The sequence below is a fragment of the Dermabacter sp. HMSC08H10 genome (assembly GCF_001807585.1).
In the GTDB taxonomy this organism is placed as follows: domain Bacteria; phylum Actinomycetota; class Actinomycetes; order Actinomycetales; family Dermabacteraceae; genus Dermabacter; species Dermabacter hominis.
In genome coordinates, this window is the sequence record NZ_KV789415.1 from 160,662 (window position 1) to 177,894 (window position 17,233).

General features: G+C 62.7%; 12 protein-coding genes. 4 read left to right on the plus strand and 8 right to left on the minus strand.

Annotation, left to right across the window (positions count from 1 at the left end):
* Entirely contained in the window at positions 1–1,131 is a 1,131-nt protein-coding gene (gene pseC, locus HMPREF3176_RS01175; protein ID WP_070457536.1) for a UDP-4-amino-4,6-dideoxy-N-acetyl-beta-L-altrosamine transaminase, read from the plus strand.
* Positions 1,132–1,177: 46 nt separating this feature from the next.
* On the opposite strand, the gene HMPREF3176_RS01180 is transcribed toward pseC, so the two are convergent.
* From HMPREF3176_RS01180 to HMPREF3176_RS01200, 5 genes are all read right to left on the minus strand, one after another.
* A complete protein-coding gene (locus HMPREF3176_RS01180; protein WP_070457538.1) occupies positions 1,178–3,163 on the minus strand; it encodes a DUF6541 family protein in 1,986 nt (661 codons plus the stop codon).
* A gap of 368 nt (positions 3,164–3,531) precedes the next feature.
* Positions 3,532–5,934: a PhoX family protein gene (locus HMPREF3176_RS01185; protein ID WP_070457540.1), complete on the minus strand. Its 2,403-nt coding sequence runs from the start codon at positions 5,932–5,934 to the stop codon at positions 3,532–3,534.
* A 169-nt stretch (positions 5,935–6,103) separates the two neighbouring features.
* Positions 6,104–6,775, minus strand: coding sequence for a NifU family protein (locus tag HMPREF3176_RS01190; protein ID WP_070457542.1), 672 nt, complete (start codon positions 6,773–6,775; stop codon positions 6,104–6,106).
* The gene (locus HMPREF3176_RS01195) at positions 6,775–8,718 is read right to left on the minus strand and encodes a ferrous iron transporter B (protein ID WP_070457544.1); all 1,944 of its coding nucleotides are present in this window, start codon (positions 8,716–8,718) and stop codon (positions 6,775–6,777) included. Before HMPREF3176_RS01195 ends, HMPREF3176_RS01190 begins: the two co-directional genes overlap by 1 nt.
* Positions 8,715–9,074, minus strand: a complete 360-nt coding sequence (locus HMPREF3176_RS01200; RefSeq protein ID WP_210386437.1) for a FeoA family protein — start codon at positions 9,072–9,074, stop codon at positions 8,715–8,717. Before HMPREF3176_RS01200 ends, HMPREF3176_RS01195 begins: the two co-directional genes overlap by 4 nt.
* 231 nt (positions 9,075–9,305) lie before the next feature.
* Here HMPREF3176_RS01200 and HMPREF3176_RS01205 point away from each other — a divergent pair, with 231 nt between their 5' ends.
* Entirely contained in the window at positions 9,306–10,622 is a 1,317-nt protein-coding gene (locus HMPREF3176_RS01205) for an ABC transporter substrate-binding protein (protein ID WP_070457546.1), read from the plus strand.
* Between the two features lie 15 nt (positions 10,623–10,637).
* Here HMPREF3176_RS01205 and HMPREF3176_RS01210 read toward each other — a convergent pair whose 3' ends face one another.
* From HMPREF3176_RS01210 to HMPREF3176_RS01220, 3 genes are read right to left on the minus strand one after another with little or no spacing between them, the layout of a single operon-like run.
* Positions 10,638–11,576 (minus strand): carbohydrate ABC transporter permease, encoded by a 939-nt coding sequence (locus tag HMPREF3176_RS01210; protein ID WP_016663457.1) that lies wholly within the window; start codon positions 11,574–11,576, stop codon positions 10,638–10,640.
* Positions 11,573–12,457, minus strand: a complete 885-nt coding sequence (locus HMPREF3176_RS01215) for a carbohydrate ABC transporter permease (RefSeq protein ID WP_016663458.1) — start codon at positions 12,455–12,457, stop codon at positions 11,573–11,575. The genes HMPREF3176_RS01210 and HMPREF3176_RS01215 overlap by 4 nt, the downstream gene beginning before the upstream one ends.
* A complete protein-coding gene (locus HMPREF3176_RS01220; protein WP_070457547.1) occupies positions 12,454–13,779 on the minus strand; it encodes an ABC transporter substrate-binding protein in 1,326 nt (441 codons plus the stop codon). The genes HMPREF3176_RS01215 and HMPREF3176_RS01220 overlap by 4 nt, the downstream gene beginning before the upstream one ends.
* A 223-nt stretch (positions 13,780–14,002) precedes the next feature.
* Here HMPREF3176_RS01220 and HMPREF3176_RS01225 point away from each other — a divergent pair, with 223 nt between their 5' ends.
* Complete coding sequence (locus tag HMPREF3176_RS01225) at positions 14,003–14,848, plus strand: MBL fold metallo-hydrolase (protein ID WP_070457549.1); 846 nt, start codon at positions 14,003–14,005, stop codon at positions 14,846–14,848.
* A gap of 613 nt (positions 14,849–15,461) precedes the next feature.
* A complete protein-coding gene (locus HMPREF3176_RS01230) occupies positions 15,462–17,219 on the plus strand; it encodes a pyruvate dehydrogenase (RefSeq protein ID WP_070457551.1) in 1,758 nt (585 codons plus the stop codon).
* The last annotated feature ends 14 nt before the right edge of the window (positions 17,220–17,233 follow it).

Sequence of the window (17,233 nt, forward strand, 5' to 3'; positions counted from 1 at the left end):
GTGCTTCCCTACGGTCGCCAATCCATCAACGACGACGACATTGCAGCTGTCACCCGTGCCCTCAACAGCGATTGGCTGACGACGGGCCCCGAGGTTGACCGGTTCGAGGCAGAGGTCGCGAAGCGCGCCAACGCGTCACATGCGATCAGCGTGACCTCCGGTACCGCAGGCCTTCATCTCGCCTACGCCGCTGCCGGGATCGAGCCCGGCGACGAGGTCGTGACGACGCCACTGACCTTTGTCGCCACCGCGGCCACCGCCGCCGTTTTCGGCGCGAAAATCGTGTTCGCCGACGTAGATCCGAAGACCGGCAACCTCGATCCTGCCGCTGCTGAAGCCGCTGTCACCTCGCGCACCAAAGTCATCGCGGGCGTTGACTACGCCGGTGTTCCAGTCGAGGCCGAAGCCTTTAGGGCCCTGGCGGAAAAGACTGGAACGCTCTTCTTGGAGGATGCGGCCCATTCGATCGGTTCGCGCTACCACGGCGATCCCGTAGGCTCGCTCGCGGATTTGACCAGCTTCTCGTTCTTCCCCACAAAGAACCTCACCACCGCCGAAGGTGGCGCACTGGTGACCAATGACGACGATCTCGCCACTCGAGCTCGGCGGTTCAAGAATCACGGACTCGTGCGAGACAAGAAGCTCCAGCGCTACCCCGATGAGGGCCCCTGGCATCAGGAGGTGCACTCCTTCGGCATCAACTACCGCCTTCCGGATGTGCTCTGTGCGCTGGGTAGTTCGCAGCTTCAACGTCTGGATGATTTCGTCGCTCGTCGAGCCGAAATCAAGCGGACCTACGACGAGGCACTCTCGAACCTCGACGGCGTGGAGATTCCCTTTGCCCCCGCAGAAGCCGAGCCTGCTTGGCACCTGTACCCGCTCAGGGTTCCCGCTGAACGTCGCAAAGCGATTTTTGAATCGCTGCGAGAGCAGGGGATCGGCGTGCAGGTGAACTACATTCCGGCCTACTGGCATCCCGTTTTCGAGGATCTGGGCTACAAGCGCGGAATGTGCCCGGTGGCGGAGGACTACTACCGTCGTGAGATCTCGCTGCCGATGTTCCCCGATCTCCGCGATAGCGATGTTGAGCGCGTGATTGAAGCGCTCCGTAAGGCGCTAGCAACCGCCTGATCTATGTGCGATGGTGCTCTACGCGAGCACCATCGCACGCACATGCTCAATCGCAATCGATCTCAATAAGCCGGGAGTGCTCGGTTTCAAAGACCGTCGAGCCGAGTCCTGTTAAATTTCCCTGCAATGGGCTGAACGCTGGATCGTACTGATACAGCGTATTCTCCTGGTAGAGGTAGCCGACGCCAGCCTTCGTTAGGAGTGCGCACGCATCCGGATCGGTACTCGCGAGGGGAACCGCATCGATAACGGCACGGTCCTTGGCGGACAGTGCCATCCCCGGCACCGGAAAGTAGACGCGTGCGCCTTCCAGGGCGTACATGTGCGCCGCCCCCGAATAGGGACTGGCGAGGATCGAGCGCTCCGCGTCGAGCTTGGGCAGCGCCGTAGCAAACGCCTCGTGCTCTCCCGGTTGCAAGAACCTGCCTCGGCCCGGGTATTCGGGTTGCAGGTTCAACGCGGCATCCGCGTAGCGGTATGGCAAAGAGCTGAGTGCCGCGACCAGCGCGAGCGCTGCGGCGACGATCCGAATGGGCGGGCGACTAGCGCTCCCACTTTGTGCGAATGACTTCTTATGGACCAGGCCACTCAAGGCTCGAATACCGGGGATCACGAGCACAATAGAGAGCATCGCCAAGGGAATCGCGAGCCTATCCTGTCCGCGGAAGTACAGCGCCGAAAGGTTGAGCGGCGAATCAATGGCAGCGTCCAAGTACAGAATTGCGGTGACGAGCCAGCACGCCGCTACCCAACGCTCCCCTCGACGCGCACTCACTGCGAGCCCCGGCAACCACAGCAATGCCAGAGCCACGCCAAGCGGCATCGGCCACACCGTCAATAGGCCGAAGAGGATTTCTCCCAATGCAGTGCTGAGCGGAACCTTTAACCCGCCCGAGAACCCTGTGGCCCGGGCTCCTATGGGCGTGAAAGCCACGATGAACACTGGAATGAGCGCAAGAGCTGGGACTAACCACAGCACGCGCATCTGCCTCCCGCCCTGGATGACCCGCACTGTGCTTAGGACTCCCAGCAAGAGCAGCAGTGTGACGGCGGTGTTTGGATGCAGGAGCGCGAGTCCCACTAGTGCAAGGGCGGCCACCGCAGTCATGCATAGAACAGCCTTGATCGGTGAACGCATCGCGATGGGGTCGGAAGGAGTGCGCGCGGGCGTCGAGGTCCCGGCAATAAGAGAAGCGGGGGAAGGGCTTGGCTTAAGTCCGCTCTCGAGGCTGAGCCACAGGGCGTAGGCGGCGGCGAGGAGCCCGGGAAGAATCGCGAACCCAATGAGGTTTGGGATGGGTGAAAGGTGAATCCAGAGGTTCACGGGGCTGGCCGGAATGAGCGCCGCGACAATGGCTGCGGTTGGAACAGCCCACCGCACTCGGGGGAACACCACTGCCGCAAGGAGGGCGTTACCCAGAATCCACGGAACGACTGATAACGCCAGTACGGAGCCGTTGAGCACGATCGGCACGTTCGACACCGGGACGAGGGAGGCTAGGTCGTGGAAGGCGGCCGGATACGACACTGCGGAGAGGACGGTGCGCGTGAGTGCGTTGATGCTTAGACTCGAGCCATCGCCGCGATCGTGCACAAACGCCAGGGCGTTCAGGTGGTACAGAGCGTCGTAGCGCTCAAGAATGGCCTCGGGGGTCCGTGCGACCAAAAAGATCGGCCCAAGGCACACGGCCACTGCGGAGAAAAGCGCAAATCCCCATCCGGCGATCTGGCGTTTCGACGCATGCGGAAGCAGGGAGTTATCCATGCACGTTGCAGGCAGCGTGACGCCCAGAAACCGAGCCAAAGCACACGCTGAGATGAGAAGTACAAACGCCAGTGCAAAGGGCACTATCCCCCACCGCACACCCATGGCGCCCGCGCCAACGGCAGCGAGACCGGCAACCCCCATACTGATGGCGGGAGCGAAGGCTACGGCAAGAAGCACGGAGCCACGAAGAACCCGGATACAGGTGTAGCCGGGCACGTACGCCACCACCAGAGTGAAGGCGATGACGGCGATAAACAACAGCATTTCAATCAAAAGGGGCGCAGCTCCAGTTCTCGTTGTCGAGGCTCTTCCAACGCCCCGATATCACGCGTGTCCCGCACGTAAGACTACGCAAGGTATACCCTTCGGCGGTCCAACCATCGTGCAGCATCAGATCCCCGGTGCACACTCACGATAGAGCATTGCAGCGTCTTGCTTCCTGTCACATGCTGACCGCTGGAATCGCGTTTCACAGCCATGCGGTATCGTCCCGCAGTTTCAGGGGTTCAAAAACTGCCCCACAAAACACTGGGGCGCTACGAGGGCCACGAGCGGACCGGGAATAGCAGAGGGGCCCCGCGCCGCAGCGCGAGGCCCCTCCCGTTCAAACCCTAGGGCTCAGCGGTTCATGCTCAGGCGTCGGCCTGGCCGTCACCTTCAGCCTCGGTTGCAGGCTTAGCGTCCTTGGCGGACTTCGCCGCCATCATGCCGCCGGCTGCGAGCAAAGCTGCGGCGCCTGCGGCAACCGGAGCGGCCTCGAAACCAGTGCGCGGAAGCGGGCCACGGTTCGTTTCGGCTTCCTTCCTCACCTTCTTGACAGGCTTCTTCGGCTGCTTCTTCTCCGGCTTCTTGGGAGCGGGCACTACCGGAGCAGCCGCGTCGCTCGGATCCTTGCCGGGCGCAGGCTGTGCCGACGGCTCCTCGGGCTTGGGCTCCTCAGGCTTCGGCTCGGGCTTCGGCTCTTCCGGCTTCGGCTCGGGCTTGGGCTCCTCAGCCTCATCCCAAATCGGCAGAACCTGCACGACCGTCGGGCGCGGGCCGGTCTGGTTGTACTCAGGGAAGAAGGAGTGCTGCTCGCTGAACTTGCCATCTTCACCCGGGTGCTGAACCGACACGAATGCCGAGTAGTCCTCGTCGCGAACGATCGGGCCACACGTCTCTGCCTCGCGAGGCACAGAGAGGAACTGCTCGACGTTGCCGCGCATGTCTCCCTCGAGGGTCACACGGAACAGGCCGTCGTTGTAACCGATCCCGCTCGGGGCACCGTCGGTCGAAATCCAGAGGTTGCCGACCGAGTCGAACGCGAGGTTATCCGGGCAGGAGATCGGCGAGACCGACTTCGGGTCGACATTGCCGTAGAAGGTCTGGTCGCCACCGTTCGGGTCGCCGGCCACGAGGAGGAGGTTCCACGCGAACTCGGTGCTCGTCTGGTCACCCTGCTCGTCGAGCTCGAGGATCTGACCGTCGCGGTTCTTCTGGCGCGGGTTGACTTCATCCACCTGGAAGATCTCGCGCTTCGAGTTGTTCGTGAGGGCCGCGTACACCTTGCGCGAGTGGTGCGACGGCTCGACGTCCTCGGGGCGGTCCATCTTGGTGGGCTCCACCTTGTCGGCAGCGGTGCGGGTGTTGACCGCGATCTCTTCGACAGTCATGCCCTCAACCTGCGACTTGCCGTCGAGGATCAGCGGGACCCATTCGCCGGTGCCGTCGAACTGACCGTCCGAAGGAACGGCGCCGCTGCCGTCGATTTCTTCCTTGGGCGAGTTGCCGTAGAAGCGCGCGACGTAGAGATCGCCCTCGGAGAGGAGCGTCATGTTGTGCTTGCGATCGCCCTCGACGTACTTCTCCTTGGAGACGAACTTGTACATGTACTCGAAGCGCTCATCGTCACCCGAGTACACGACCGCGTGACCGTTCTCGGCGATGATGACGTTCGCGCCCTCGTGCTTGAAGCGGCCGATCGCGGAGTGCTTCTTCGGGGTCGAGGTGGGGTCCCACGGGTCAATCTCGATAGCGTAACCGAAGCGGTTGACCTCGTTTTCGTAGCCGGGGTTCGTCGCATTGAAGCGAGGGTCAATCATTTCGAAGCCGTACACCGACTCTTTCTTGTCGATGCCGAGGCGGGCGTTCGACTGAATGTTCTCATCGGCAACGAAGTAGCCGTGGAAGTTTTCTTCGCCCGAAAGGAGCGTGCCCCACGGGGTGAGGCCACCCGAGCAGTTCGCGAAGGTGCCGCGGATCGTGCGGCCCTCGGGGTCGTCCTTCGTTTTCACGAATTCGGAGCTCGCGGCGGGGCCGGTGAGTTCATACTCCGTGTCGAGGAGGAAGCGGCGGTTGAGTTTTCCGCCCTTCACGTAGGTGTAGGGCGACTTGCGGTCCTTGCGCTCGAGCTCCACGACGGTGAGCCCCTGCGCAGCCATCGTGATGGCGACCTGATCATGCTTCGGCATGTCCTCCGGGAACATGATGTTCGCGTTCGTGTACTCGTGGTTCACGAACATGACGGCGCGCAGGCCATCCGAGCCGGGGATCTCCTGGATCTCCGTGTAGTCGTTGTTGTACCCAAATTGCTTCGCCTGGGCTTCGGGAGTCTGGTTGTTCCAGTCGAACTCAGGCGAGTCGTCGAAGAGGGGGTCGCCCCACTTGATGACGGGCTCCCAGCGGTAGCCCTCGGGCACGTTGAATTCGTCGACATCCTTGTTGACGGGGGCGATCGGGGTGAAGCGGAGCTTCGAGCCGTTCGGCGCTTCGGGCGCCGAGCCGATCGTGGGGTTCGGGGCGCTCGGGTCGGCAGCGAAGGCGGCCTGACCCATGCCCTGCGTACCGCCGGCGGCGATCACGAGGGCGCTTGCGGCAGCACCGCCGAGGAGCGAGCGGCGGCTGATCGCAGCGGAGACGATGTCACCGATGTAGGAGTTGTTGCTCGTATTGCATGCGGGCTTCGCGCACTGGTTGTCGCACTTGAGTGCACAGGTCACTGCGGAACGCTTGCCGCGAACGTGATCCTTCATGAGGAGCGGGAGGTGGAGCACCATTGGAGGCATCCCTTCAATGTGGTTGGTGATCTGACGCAGTTACAGTGCTCTACGCGAGGGACCAACATCCACAGTAAAAGTGACGTCCACGTGAATTCTTTTTCAAAGAACAGTCAAGACGTGCGTGTGCCGCCCACAACGAGGGCGGATGAGGCGCCTGCCTACACCCTCACGAAGAAGACACAGGCGGGCGGCGAAAAAGCCCCTGGAAGAGCCGCGGCGCCGTGCGCGGGGTCGCATCGCGCACCTCAGCAAACGCGGGAATGCGCTTCGCGAGCGCCTTCTCAATGCGCAGGTGGAGCGTCACTTCGGACAGTTCGCAGCCCTTGCACGCCCCTGCGAACTCGACGCTCACCACCGGCCCGGCATCGCACCACTCGACGTCAACGATGTGCACTTTTCCGCCGTGCGAGGCGATGTAGGGCGCGAGGTCACCGTCAATCACATCTGTCGCGGCAAGGCGCACGGCCTCGACGCGCCTGTCCACCCCGATTTGCGCCTCGAACTCCGCGAGGTGGGGCGCCGCCTCGTCAAGCATGCGCGCAAGTCCCTCGCGAACAGCCTCGGCCTCGTCGCGCCAGGAATATCCCGCGCGCAGCCACACCCAGAGCCCGTGAGGCTCCGCGACGATTCGTTCAAGCTGCGGCAGCGCGTCCGGAATCGGCTCCCAGCCAAGCGGCAACGACGCCCCCTGCACGCTCCACCTGAGCGCTCGCTCCGCCCCGGTCACGCTCGCCGGAGCGGAGGTGGCATGGCCAAGACTTGGCACGGCACGCTGGGAGTGGTCGGGCAAAGCGTGAGGTCCGACGCTTGCCGGGGAACCGTCGGAACCCACGCCCACTACAGCGCTCCCACCGCGAGCTTCGCGATAAACGCTCCCACCCACGCGAGCGCGAACATGTAGCAGAAGGCGAGGGCGGGCCATGTCCACGAACCGGATTCGCGGCGCAGCGCCGCGATGGTGCTCGTGCACTGTAGCGCGAACACGAAGAACACGAGGAGCGCGGCTATCGTGCCTGGCGTGAAGAGGAGCTGGCCTTCGTGCGGTCCGGGACCCCACGTGAGAGAGGAGAGAGCATCGCCGGGGTTTTCTGGATCGGACGCACTCGCGATCTGCCCGAGCGTCGAAACGAACACTTCGCGCGCCCCGAGCGAGGCAACGACACCGACGCTCACGCGCCAATCGAAACCAAGGGGCTCGAACACGGGCTGGACGGCCTTGCCGAGGCCCGCAGCGTAGGAATGCTCAAGCTGGTAGGTCGCCACGGCCGCCGAATCGGACTGGTCGATGCCCGCGGCCGCGAGCTCCGCATCGCCCACGGCCGGGAGGTTGAGCAGCGCCCACAACACGAGTGTGAGCAGGAGGATGATGCGACCCACCTTCGTGAGAAAGCCCTTCACGGGAATCCACGTGTTCGTCACGAGCTCGCGCAAAGTCGGGATGCGGTAGGTGGGCATTTCCATATAAAAGGGAAGGCTCGCCCGACCGCGCCCAAAAATCTTCGAGAACACCCACGCCGAGCCCATCGCGGAGCATGCCCCGAGCACGTACAACCCAAAGAGCGCCGCACCCTGCGCACCGATCACTCCGCCCAGGCGGGCATCGGCCGGGATCAGCATCGCAATCAACATCGTGTACACGGGAAGGCGTGCCGAGCACGTCATGAGCGGGATCGTGAGCATCGTCGCGAGTCGATCCTTCGCCGAAGGAAGCGAACGTGTGGCCATAATCCCCGGAATCGCACACGCGAGGCTCGAGAGCATCGCGACGAACGCCCGGCCCTCGAGGCCCGCGCCTGCCATGACCCGATCCATAAGGAACGCCGCCCGCGACATGTAGCCGGACGCCTCGAGGATGGCGAGCGCGAAGAACAGCAGGAAAATCTGGGGAACGAACGTGAGAACGCCGCCCACGCCACCGATCAAGCCATCGGCCACGAGACCGGCGAGCCAATCGATACCGATATTTTCGCGCGCGACATCTCCGAGGAACGCGAAGCCCTCTTCGATCCAGCCCTGAATGGGCGCAGCGACCGTAAAAATGAGCTGGAACAGCGCAAACATCGCCGCAAAGAACACGAGGCTGCCCCACACGGGATGCAGCAACACCGCATCGAGCTTGCGGGTGCGGGCGTGGGAGCCGGGCGCGCGATAGTGCGCGGCCTCGAGCACCGAATCGATCCACGCGGCGGAGCCCTTCGGGTTGGTGGGAGCGGCAACGGCGGGGCTCGGCCAGTCCTCTTCCGACGCCAGCTCGGCTTTCAGCGCGTCGAGCTCTCGGTGGTTTCCGGCCGTCACGACGAGAACGCGGTGGCCAAGCGCCTTCGACAGTGCCGCGACGTCCACGCTGCCGCCGCGCGAGAGGAATTCGTCGGCATGGGTGAGCGCCACAAGGATCGGCAGACCCGTGCGCTGAAGCTGTGCGATGAGCCCGAGCGAGCGGCGCATGCTCGTCGCGTCAAGCACCGCGATGAGCGCATCCGCGCGGCTTTCATCGCTGAGCGATTCGAGAACAACCTGCTCATCGGGGCTAATGGGGTCTAGCGAGTAGGTACCCGGGAGGTCCTCCACCTGGGCGTCGATTCTCGCGCCGGAGGCGTCCTGCACTTCGACGCTACCCACGAACCTGCTGACCGTGACGCCCGGGTAGTTCGCAACCTTCGCCCGCATGCCCGTGAGGGCGTTGAACACCGTGGATTTACCGGCGTTCGGGTTGCCCACGAGCGCAAAACGGCGCGCGCCGGTATCGCGCGGCACTTCCGGCGCCGCATCGTGGCAGGTCATGCTGCCTTCTTCTCGACCGAGTTGTTGGGGTGCTCATCCCCAACGTGCACGAGGATGCGTGCCGCGTCGCGCTTTCGAAGGACGATTTCGCAATCGGCAACGCGGAACACGAGCGGGTCACGCATGGGCGCCTTGCGCACGAGCTCGACCTCGAGACCCGGGTGGAAGCCCAGGTCAAAGAGACGGCGGCACAGAACAGAGTGCGAGTCGCGATATGCCGCGATGATCGCCGTGGCCCCCTTCGGCAAATCGCTCAAGGCGATCGTCGAAGCGAAGGGGCAGTCGAGGGTGCACACGAGCGCACGCGAGGTGAGCTCGTTGGCGAGCGACGTCATCTCGGGATAGGCAACTGACATATTTGCAAGGTTAGCATTGCCTAATCTAACTAGGAAGGGATGTGGGGCACGCCACCGTCGGACCGAAGCACCCCGGGCAGAGCCGCAGATCTGAATACTCAGTGAACGAGCTGCAACATTTCACCTCCTGCCTTGCCGTAAATTCCCCGCCATTGGTTTTCTTAAAGAGGTTTTAGAAAACCGTTCACTTCTGCCACTCTCCGAAACCCCTTACCCACAAAGGAGACCATCATGGCCACATCCCCGATCGCCCGCCGCTCCCTCCTCGCCGCAAGCGGAGCGGCCTTCGCTGCTGCCGCAACCGGCTGCGGAGGAGGGAACAAAGCCGGCGTCAAGGGCGCCACGAACGAAATTGGCGACGACCCGAAGAAGATCAAAGGCACGATCACCTACGCCTACTGGGATATCAACCAGGAGGCGATGCTCAAAGATGTCATGAAGGCATTCAATAAGAAGTACCCGAACGTCAAGGTTCAGCTGAACATGGTGCCGTTCAAGGACTACTTCACCAAGCTTCGCGCGCAGGCTTCGTCGAAAGCTCTGCCCGACGTGTTCTGGATGAACGGCCCGAACTTCCGCTCCTACGCCGAAAACGGCCAGCTCGCCTCCCTCAAAGCCCTCGTCGACGACGGGCTCATCGACCCGAACAAATACCCGAGCGCACTCGTCGACATGTACACGGTCGACGGCGAACTCTTCGCGACGTGCAAGGACGTCGACTGCGTAGGTATCTGGTACAACAAGAAGCTTTTCGACCAGGCCGGCGTTGCCTACCCGGACGAAACCTGGACGCTCGACACCTACAAGGAGAAGGCACTCGAGCTCACCGACAAGCTTCCCGACGGCGTGTGGGGCTGCGCTGAGGTTTTCTCGCGCACAGCCTCCTACTACCACTCGATCGCCATCAACGGCGGATGGGTAATCTCCGACGACAAAAAGAAATCCGGCTACGACGACCCCAAGACGATCGAGGGCGTGAAGTTCTGGCGGGACCTCATCGAGATCGGCGCATGCCCCGACCAGGAGTTCCTTGCTGAAAACTCGTGTTACGGCATGTTTGAAGGCGGCCAGGTGGCCATGCAGTGGTCGGGCAACTGGCGCGTTGGCGCACTCATCGGCTCCTCCGTGAAGAACGACTGCGCCGTCGCGTATCTTCCCGGCGGCGACGACCGCAAGACCGCCGTGCACGGCCTCGGCCACGTGATCTCTGCAAACACCAAGAACCTCGCTGCCTCCCAGGCCCTCGTGACCTTCCTCGCGGGCGAAGAAGCAGCCAAAATCAGCGCGGAATCCGGCATCGCGCTTCCCGCTCTCGACGGCACCCAGGATCCGTACGTCGACGCCCAGCCCGGCTACAACCTCGAGGTCTTCGTCGACCAGGCACACAACTACGCAGTGCCTTTCCCTGTCTCCAAGACGTGCCCCGAATGGGAGGAACTCGAGGGCGAATACCTCTCGAAGGTCTTCAACGGGGAAATCACCGCGGAGGACGGCTGCCGCGAGCTCGCGAAAGCGATGAACGAGGTCCTCGAAAAGGAAAACAGCTAAACGCCCGGACTCTCCCTACCCCTTGACCGAGCCCTCCGTGAGGCCACCGCGCCAGAAGCGCTGCAGCACGAGAATGAGGATCGCGAGCGGGATCACCGAGAGCAGCGCGCCGCCGGTCGTGAGCTGGAAAAACTCCGGCAAACGATCCGTTTGCGCGCGCCAGTTATCGAGGCCCAGAGTGATCGGGTAGAGCTTCTCGTCGGCAAGCATCACGAGGGGCAGGAAGTAGTTGTTCCAAATCGCCACGAATTGGAACAGCAGGATCGTCACCACCGCCGGCGTGAGCTGAGGAAGGGCAAGCCTGTGGAACAGCCCAATCTCGCTCACGCCGTCGAGACGCCCCGCCTCAAGCATCGAATCCGGAACGGCCGCACTCGCGTAGATTGACGCGAGGAACAGACCGAACGGGCTCACGAGCGACGGAATAAGCACGGCCCAGTACGTGTTTGTGAGCCCCACGCTCGAGAACAGGAAAAACAGCGGGAGCGCGGTCGCGGTGCCCGGCACGAGCACACCACCGAGCACGAACGCGTACACGGCCCTGCGGCCGGGGAAGCGGTATTTCGCGAGCGCATACCCCGCGGCGACCGCGAAGTAGGTCGCGAGCACCGAGCCCACTCCCGAATACAGAAGCGAGTTGAGCGCCCAGCGCGAGAAGATCCCGCCATTGGCCGTGAACACAGCCTTGAGGTTGTCGAACAGCAGGAACTCTTTGCCAAACCAGAAGCCGCTCGTACCAAACAGGTCCTCGGTCGACTTCGTCGCGTTCACGATCACCCAATAGACCGGCACGAGGAAGTACATCGCGACGATCGCCAAAAGCGCCGTCACAATGATCGTCGTCGCCGGCTTGCGGCCAGCCGAGCGGGCACCCGAACGCTGATCCCGCTCAAGGCGCATAGCCTGCTTCTTCCTCGAACGTTCGCTGACGTGCGTCGTTTGCGTAGCGCTCATCGCTTCCTCTCCGCCCACGAGGAGACCCCGAGAGCAATGGCCGAAAGAACAAAGGCCGAGACCGCGATGATCACGGCCTGCGCCGCCGCCATCCCAACCTCGTTGTACTGGAACGCGTACGCGTAGGCGCTCATATTCGGCGTGTACTCGTTCGTGATGCCCGAGCTCATCGTCATCAGTAGGCGAGGCTCCGCGAACAGTTGGAGTGTGCCGATGATCGAGAAGATGATCGTCAGCAAAAGCGCCGGCCGAATGAGTGGCAACTGAATGGAGGTCACGATCTTCAAGGGACCGGCCCCGTCGATGCGGGCGGCCTCGTACAGCTCACCGGGAATGGCCTTGAGCTGGGCGATGATGATGAGCATGTTGTAGCCCGTATACGTCCAGGTCACGATGTTCGCGATCGACCACAGCACCATGTCTGGGCTCAGGAAATCGGCCTCAATTCCCACGAGCTGAAGCGCATCAACAATGGGGCTCAGCCCGGGGATGTACAGGAACGACCAGAGGATAGTGGCGATCACGCCCGGAATGCCGTAGGGCAAAAAGTAGGCGCTTCTAAAGAATCCCGGCCATTTCGCCGCGGCACTTTCGAGAAGGAGCGCGAGGATCGTTGCGGCGACGATCATGACGCTCACCTGCACGACGCCGAAGAGGATCATGCGCCCGATCGAGGCCACAAAGTTCTGGTTCGCGAGCGCGGCGATGTAGTTATCGAAGCCCGCGAACGAAGTCTCGATGCCGCCCTCGCCGAGGAGGCCGTGGCGCTCCACGGTCGTGAAGCTGTAGCCAACCGCCATGATGATCGGCACCACCATCGTGCCGATGAACAGCACCAAAAACGGTGCCATAAGTACCCAGGGTGCCCACTTTGATTTCATCGCGCCTCCTCCGCGTTGAGGCCCATGCCTTGCATAATCTCGGTGATGTCTTTCTGAGTGACCGCAAGGAGGTCCACGAGGGGCTGCTCACCGTTGATCGCTTTCGTCATTCCGGTGCCCACGACATCCATGAAGCGCTGCATAAGCGGCGCCCACGTCCATTCGAGGTTCTGCCCCTCGGCCATGGGCACGATGACCTCCTCGTTGTAGTTTTGGCCCGAGAAGAACTCTGACGGTTGCGTGCGGGACTCACCGATGTAGTCCGCCGACGGTGACCAGCCGATACCACAGTTCTCGATCATCGCGTCGATCCCCTCGGGGCTCGTGCACATCCACGTGCAGAATTCGAGCGCCTCGGCCGGGTGCTTACTCGTAGAGAGGATCGCCGCTGACGAGCCGCCGTGGGCTCCCGAGGCGTAGCCATCACCCCACGTTGGCATGGGCGCGACGGCCCACTTACCTTTGGCGCCAGGCACCGCTTCGATAAGGGCGTCGCTCCACGATCCGGAGATCGTGCTGAGGACTTTGTCGTCGCCCGTGGCCGCCATCCACGGCGTCGAAAACGCGCCATACCCGGTTCCAACGAGATTGTCGGCGAGGATGCCATCCCAGAACTCGGCGACCTTGAGTGATTCCTCGTCGGTCATGTTGATGATCCATCCATCGCCCTCGGGCTTGAACCACGTGGCACCCGCCTGCATGGCCCACATGACGAAGTAGGAGCCGTCGCTCGGATCGAGGGTAAAGATCGTCTTACCCGCATCCTTGACGGCCCCCGCAACCTCGCGGAACTCGTCCCATGTGGACGGCGGCGTAAGGCCGAGCTCCCCTTCGAGTACTTCGCGGTTGTAGAAGTTTGCGACGGGGCCCGTGTCTTGCGGAACGGCCCACACGGACTCGCCCACTTGCGCTTGCGCGAAAGCGCCCGGATCAAATTTGTCTTTGACGATCCCGTAGCGAGAGAGGTCCACGAGGGCGCCCGCGAGCGCGAACTCGGGAACGGAGCGGAGCTCAACCTGCGCAATGTCGGGGCCACCCCCTGCGGCTACAGCGGAGAGAATTTTGGCGTAGCCGCCACTTCCGCCGCCGGGAATCCATGAGGCTTCCACGTGGATGCGGTCTTGGCTCTTGTTGAATATGTCAGCGACTTTTTGAAGGTCTTTGACCCATGCCCAGTAGGTGAGCTTTACGCGATCCTTCGACGGTGGGATTGTGGCTTCGGCGTTCACCGAGCCGGGGTTTGGTGGTGCGCAGCTCGCGAGGGCACCCGCGAGTGCGGCGCCTGTTCCGGCGAGCGCAGTACGCCGGGTGATGGGTTTCATGGGACCTCCTTGTCGATCCGCAACGGTGCGGCCCTCGACGTCGGGTCGGCCAGCACCCATGCGGCCTGCATCACATTTCATTATACGCCTACCCCTCGGACCTGGGCAAACACCACGCCGTCCAACCGAAAAGGCCGAAGAAAAGGGTCGAGGCCTTGCCAGTTTTGACCCGTGAGACGGGGTGCTTCCATCCCGAGAGGCGAACGGCTGAAAGAATGGGGCCATGGCTGAATTGGTGGATGTCGCGCCCGGAGTCCTCGTGCACACCTCGCGCCACGAGTCACTCAATAGCGTTGTGCTCGCCTCGATCAGCGAGGCGATGCTCATCGATCCGGGATGGGAGGTCGATGAGCTCGACGACATAGCCGACCAACTCGACGAACGCGGCCTGAAGGTCCTTTCTGGCTTCGCCACCCACGCGCATCACGATCACGTCCTGTGGCATCCGGCTTTTGGCGATGCCCCGCGGCTCGCCTCTGAGACAACGGTGCGCCTGGTGGATGCCGATCGCGAGCGCCTCCTCGAGCGCGCCGCTGCGGACGATCCGGGCCTTGATTCTCGGCCCGGCATCGTCGCGCTCCTCGGCCGGCTCTACCCCACCCCGCAGGCTCCGGCCGATGCCCACCGCACGTGGCTCCCCAAGGGTGCGGCACCGGACGGTTTCGAGCCCGAATTGCTCAGTCACGACGCCCACGTTCCGGGCCACACTGCCCTATGGCTACCCGACCAGCGCATCCTGATCGCGGGCGACATGCTCTCGAGCACCGAGCTTCCCCAGCCCGACCTCGACGACTGCGACTATCGCGCACGCGTGCTCCAAAAGCGAAGCTTCGACCCCTTCCGCGCCTACCTCGATGCACTCTCGCTGCTCGAGCCCTACGCACGTGAGGCGCGACTCGTCATTCCTGGCCACGGCCCCCTTGGCGTCGATGCTCTCGACAGGCTCGAGCGCGATCGGGAGTATCTCGTGTCGATTCTCGAGGGCGGCAATCCGCGTGATGAACGCCGATCGATGCCGCGCATGGAGGCGTGGCACGCGCACCTTCGGGAAACAGTAGGGCGCGGGTAACCGTCGGACCCCTTTTTCACGTGGAGAAAATGTCGCAGGCATGCGCGAAAACGGGGAAATAGCGCAGTTATCTACACCTCGATTACGCGAGGCTCAATAGGGAAACCCCCGGTCTGCCTTCACGAGGCACAACCGGGGGTCAATCCCTTTACCCTTATCCCCGCACGACGAGATCCCACTTTGAGGGATCCGTGCGCGATGCATTAAGGCAACTACGTCTGCCTTGAAAAAACCGGGAAATGGGATCACGATTGGCTGTATTTCCTGCAATTCCCCTTGGAAGCGCAACAAACTGCCTGGTCAGCGCCTTGAGTGAGTCGCGAACTATTACGCGAGTCACACTATCCGCACGCCACTTTGCACCACTCACGCCCCTTTATGCATTGCGTGCGCGTCCGCTCGCGCGGCCCGCACGAGGCCGATGCCCCCACCCCAAGAAGGTGCTAACTTCATCAATACGTGGCCCGGCTCACGCGAATAACGTGACCTCTGAAACCTCAAGCTGCAATGGACCAAAGTCCCGCCTACGCTTAAAGCGTCACAGACTCAACGCTGGTCTTTTCGGCGTTTTCGCCGCGGGCCAGACGAACATCCGCGAAAGGGATGAAACTCCATGGCGAAAAAGACACTCGCCCAGCACACCGTCGATCAACTCGTTGCTATGGGCGTCGAGCGTATTTACGGCGTTGTGGGCGACTCCCTCAACCCCATCGTGGATGCCGTGCGCACGACCAAGGGCATCGAATGGATCCACGTGCGCAACGAGGAGGCCGCGGCTTTCGCGGCAGGCGCCGAGGCCCGCGTCACGGGCAAGCTCGGCGTATGCGCAGGCTCGTGCGGCCCCGGCAACACGCACCTCGTGCAGGGCCTTTACGACGCCCACCGCGACTCTGTTCCGGTTCTCGCGATTGCCTCGCATATCCCGAGCGAAAAGATCGGAACCGGCTTTTTCCAGGAAACCCACCCCGAGCTTCTTTTCAACGAATGCGCGGCCTTCTGCGAAATGGTCAATTCGGGCAACCACGGCGCGCAGATGCTTCATAACGCCGCGCAAACCGCGCTCGCGAACAAGGACGTTTCGGTTCTCGTGATTCCCGGCGACATCGCCAGCCAGGAGGTCACGATTGAAGCGACCCGCACCCTCACCACGACCTTCGGTGCGATCCAGCCGCAGGCCTCGGTCGTCGAGGAACTCGCCCGCCTCGCGAACTCGGCTAAGAAAATCACCCTCTTTGCCGGAGCCGGTATCGAGGGGGCACGCGCGGAAGTCCTTGAACTCGCCGACACCCTCAAAGCGCCCATCGGGCACGCTTTCGGCGGCAAAGAATTCATCCAGTACAACAACCCGTTCGACGTGGGCATGAGCGGCCTGCTCGGCTACGGCGCCGCCTACGAAGCAACCCACGAGTGCGATCTTTTGATCCTGCTCGGCACGGACTTCCCGTACTCGGAGTTCCTTCCCCGCGAAGGTAAGCCGAAGGTTGTGCAGATCGATGCCGACGGCTCGCGCCTCGGCCGCCGCGTGCCTCTCGATCTGGGTGTGCACGGCGATGTGGCCCTCACGATCCGCGCGCTGCTGCCCCAGCTCAAGCAGAAGAAGAACCGCTCGTTCCTCAACTCGATGCTGCGCAAGCAGGAGAAGGAGCTCACGCACGTCGTCAACTCGTACACGAAGCGGGCGTCGCGCCTCAAGCCGATCCACCCGGAGTACGTTGCGAGCCTCCTCGATGAGTTCGCGGACGACGATGCTGTGTTCACGGTCGATACGGGCATGTGCAACGTGTGGGCCGCACGCTACATCGAGCCGAACGGTAAGCGCCGCATCTTCGGCTCGTTCCGTCACGGCACGATGGCTAATGCCCTCCCCCAGGCGATCGGCGCCTCGGCCGCACAGCCGAACCGCCAGGTCATCTCCATGAGTGGCGACGGCGGCCTCGGGATGCTCATGGGCGAACTTCTCACGGTGCGCCTGCACCAGTTGAACACGAAGATTGTCGTGTTCAACAACTCGAGCCTCGGCATGGTGAAGCTCGAGATGCTCGTGGCGGGCCTTCCCGATTTCGAGACTGACCACGATTCGGTGAACTTCGCGAAGATCGCCGAAGGTGCCGGTATCCCCTCGATCCGCATCGAGAACCCAAAGACCCTGCGCAAGGACCTCAAGAAGGCCCTCGCAGCACCTGGCCCGATGCTCATCGACATTGTGACGGATCCGGACGCGCTTGCGATGCCTCCGAAGATCACGCTCGAGCAGATGAGCGGTTTTGCAACCGCGGGCGGAAAGATCGTGCTCGAGGGCGGCGTGGGCAAGATGGTGAATCTTGCGAAGTCGAACGTGCGCAATATTCCGCGACCCGGAGCGTTCTTCTAAGAACTCTCGCGAAC

Bases quoted from the DNA above. Each gene is read 5' to 3' on its own strand.
- HMPREF3176_RS01180 (WP_070457538.1), bottom strand. From the start codon at position 3,163: ATGCTGTTGTTTATCGCCGTCATCGCCTTCACTCTGGTGGTGGCGTAC.
- HMPREF3176_RS01185 (WP_070457540.1), bottom strand. From the start codon at position 5,934: ATGGTGCTCCACCTCCCGCTCCTCATGAAGGATCACGTTCGCGGCAAG.
- HMPREF3176_RS01195 (WP_070457544.1), bottom strand. From the start codon at position 8,718: ATGACCTGCCACGATGCGGCGCCGGAAGTGCCGCGCGATACCGGCGCG.
- HMPREF3176_RS01200 (WP_210386437.1), bottom strand. From the start codon at position 9,074: ATGTCAGTTGCCTATCCCGAGATGACGTCGCTCGCCAACGAGCTCACC.
- HMPREF3176_RS01205 (WP_070457546.1), top strand. From the start codon at position 9,306: ATGGCCACATCCCCGATCGCCCGCCGCTCCCTCCTCGCCGCAAGCGGA.
- HMPREF3176_RS01210 (WP_016663457.1), bottom strand. From the start codon at position 11,576: ATGAGCGCTACGCAAACGACGCACGTCAGCGAACGTTCGAGGAAGAAG.
- HMPREF3176_RS01215 (WP_016663458.1), bottom strand. From the start codon at position 12,457: ATGAAATCAAAGTGGGCACCCTGGGTACTTATGGCACCGTTTTTGGTG.
- HMPREF3176_RS01220 (WP_070457547.1), bottom strand. From the start codon at position 13,779: ATGAAACCCATCACCCGGCGTACTGCGCTCGCCGGAACAGGCGCCGCA.
- HMPREF3176_RS01225 (WP_070457549.1), top strand. From the start codon at position 14,003: ATGGCTGAATTGGTGGATGTCGCGCCCGGAGTCCTCGTGCACACCTCG.
- HMPREF3176_RS01230 (WP_070457551.1), top strand. From the start codon at position 15,462: ATGGCGAAAAAGACACTCGCCCAGCACACCGTCGATCAACTCGTTGCT.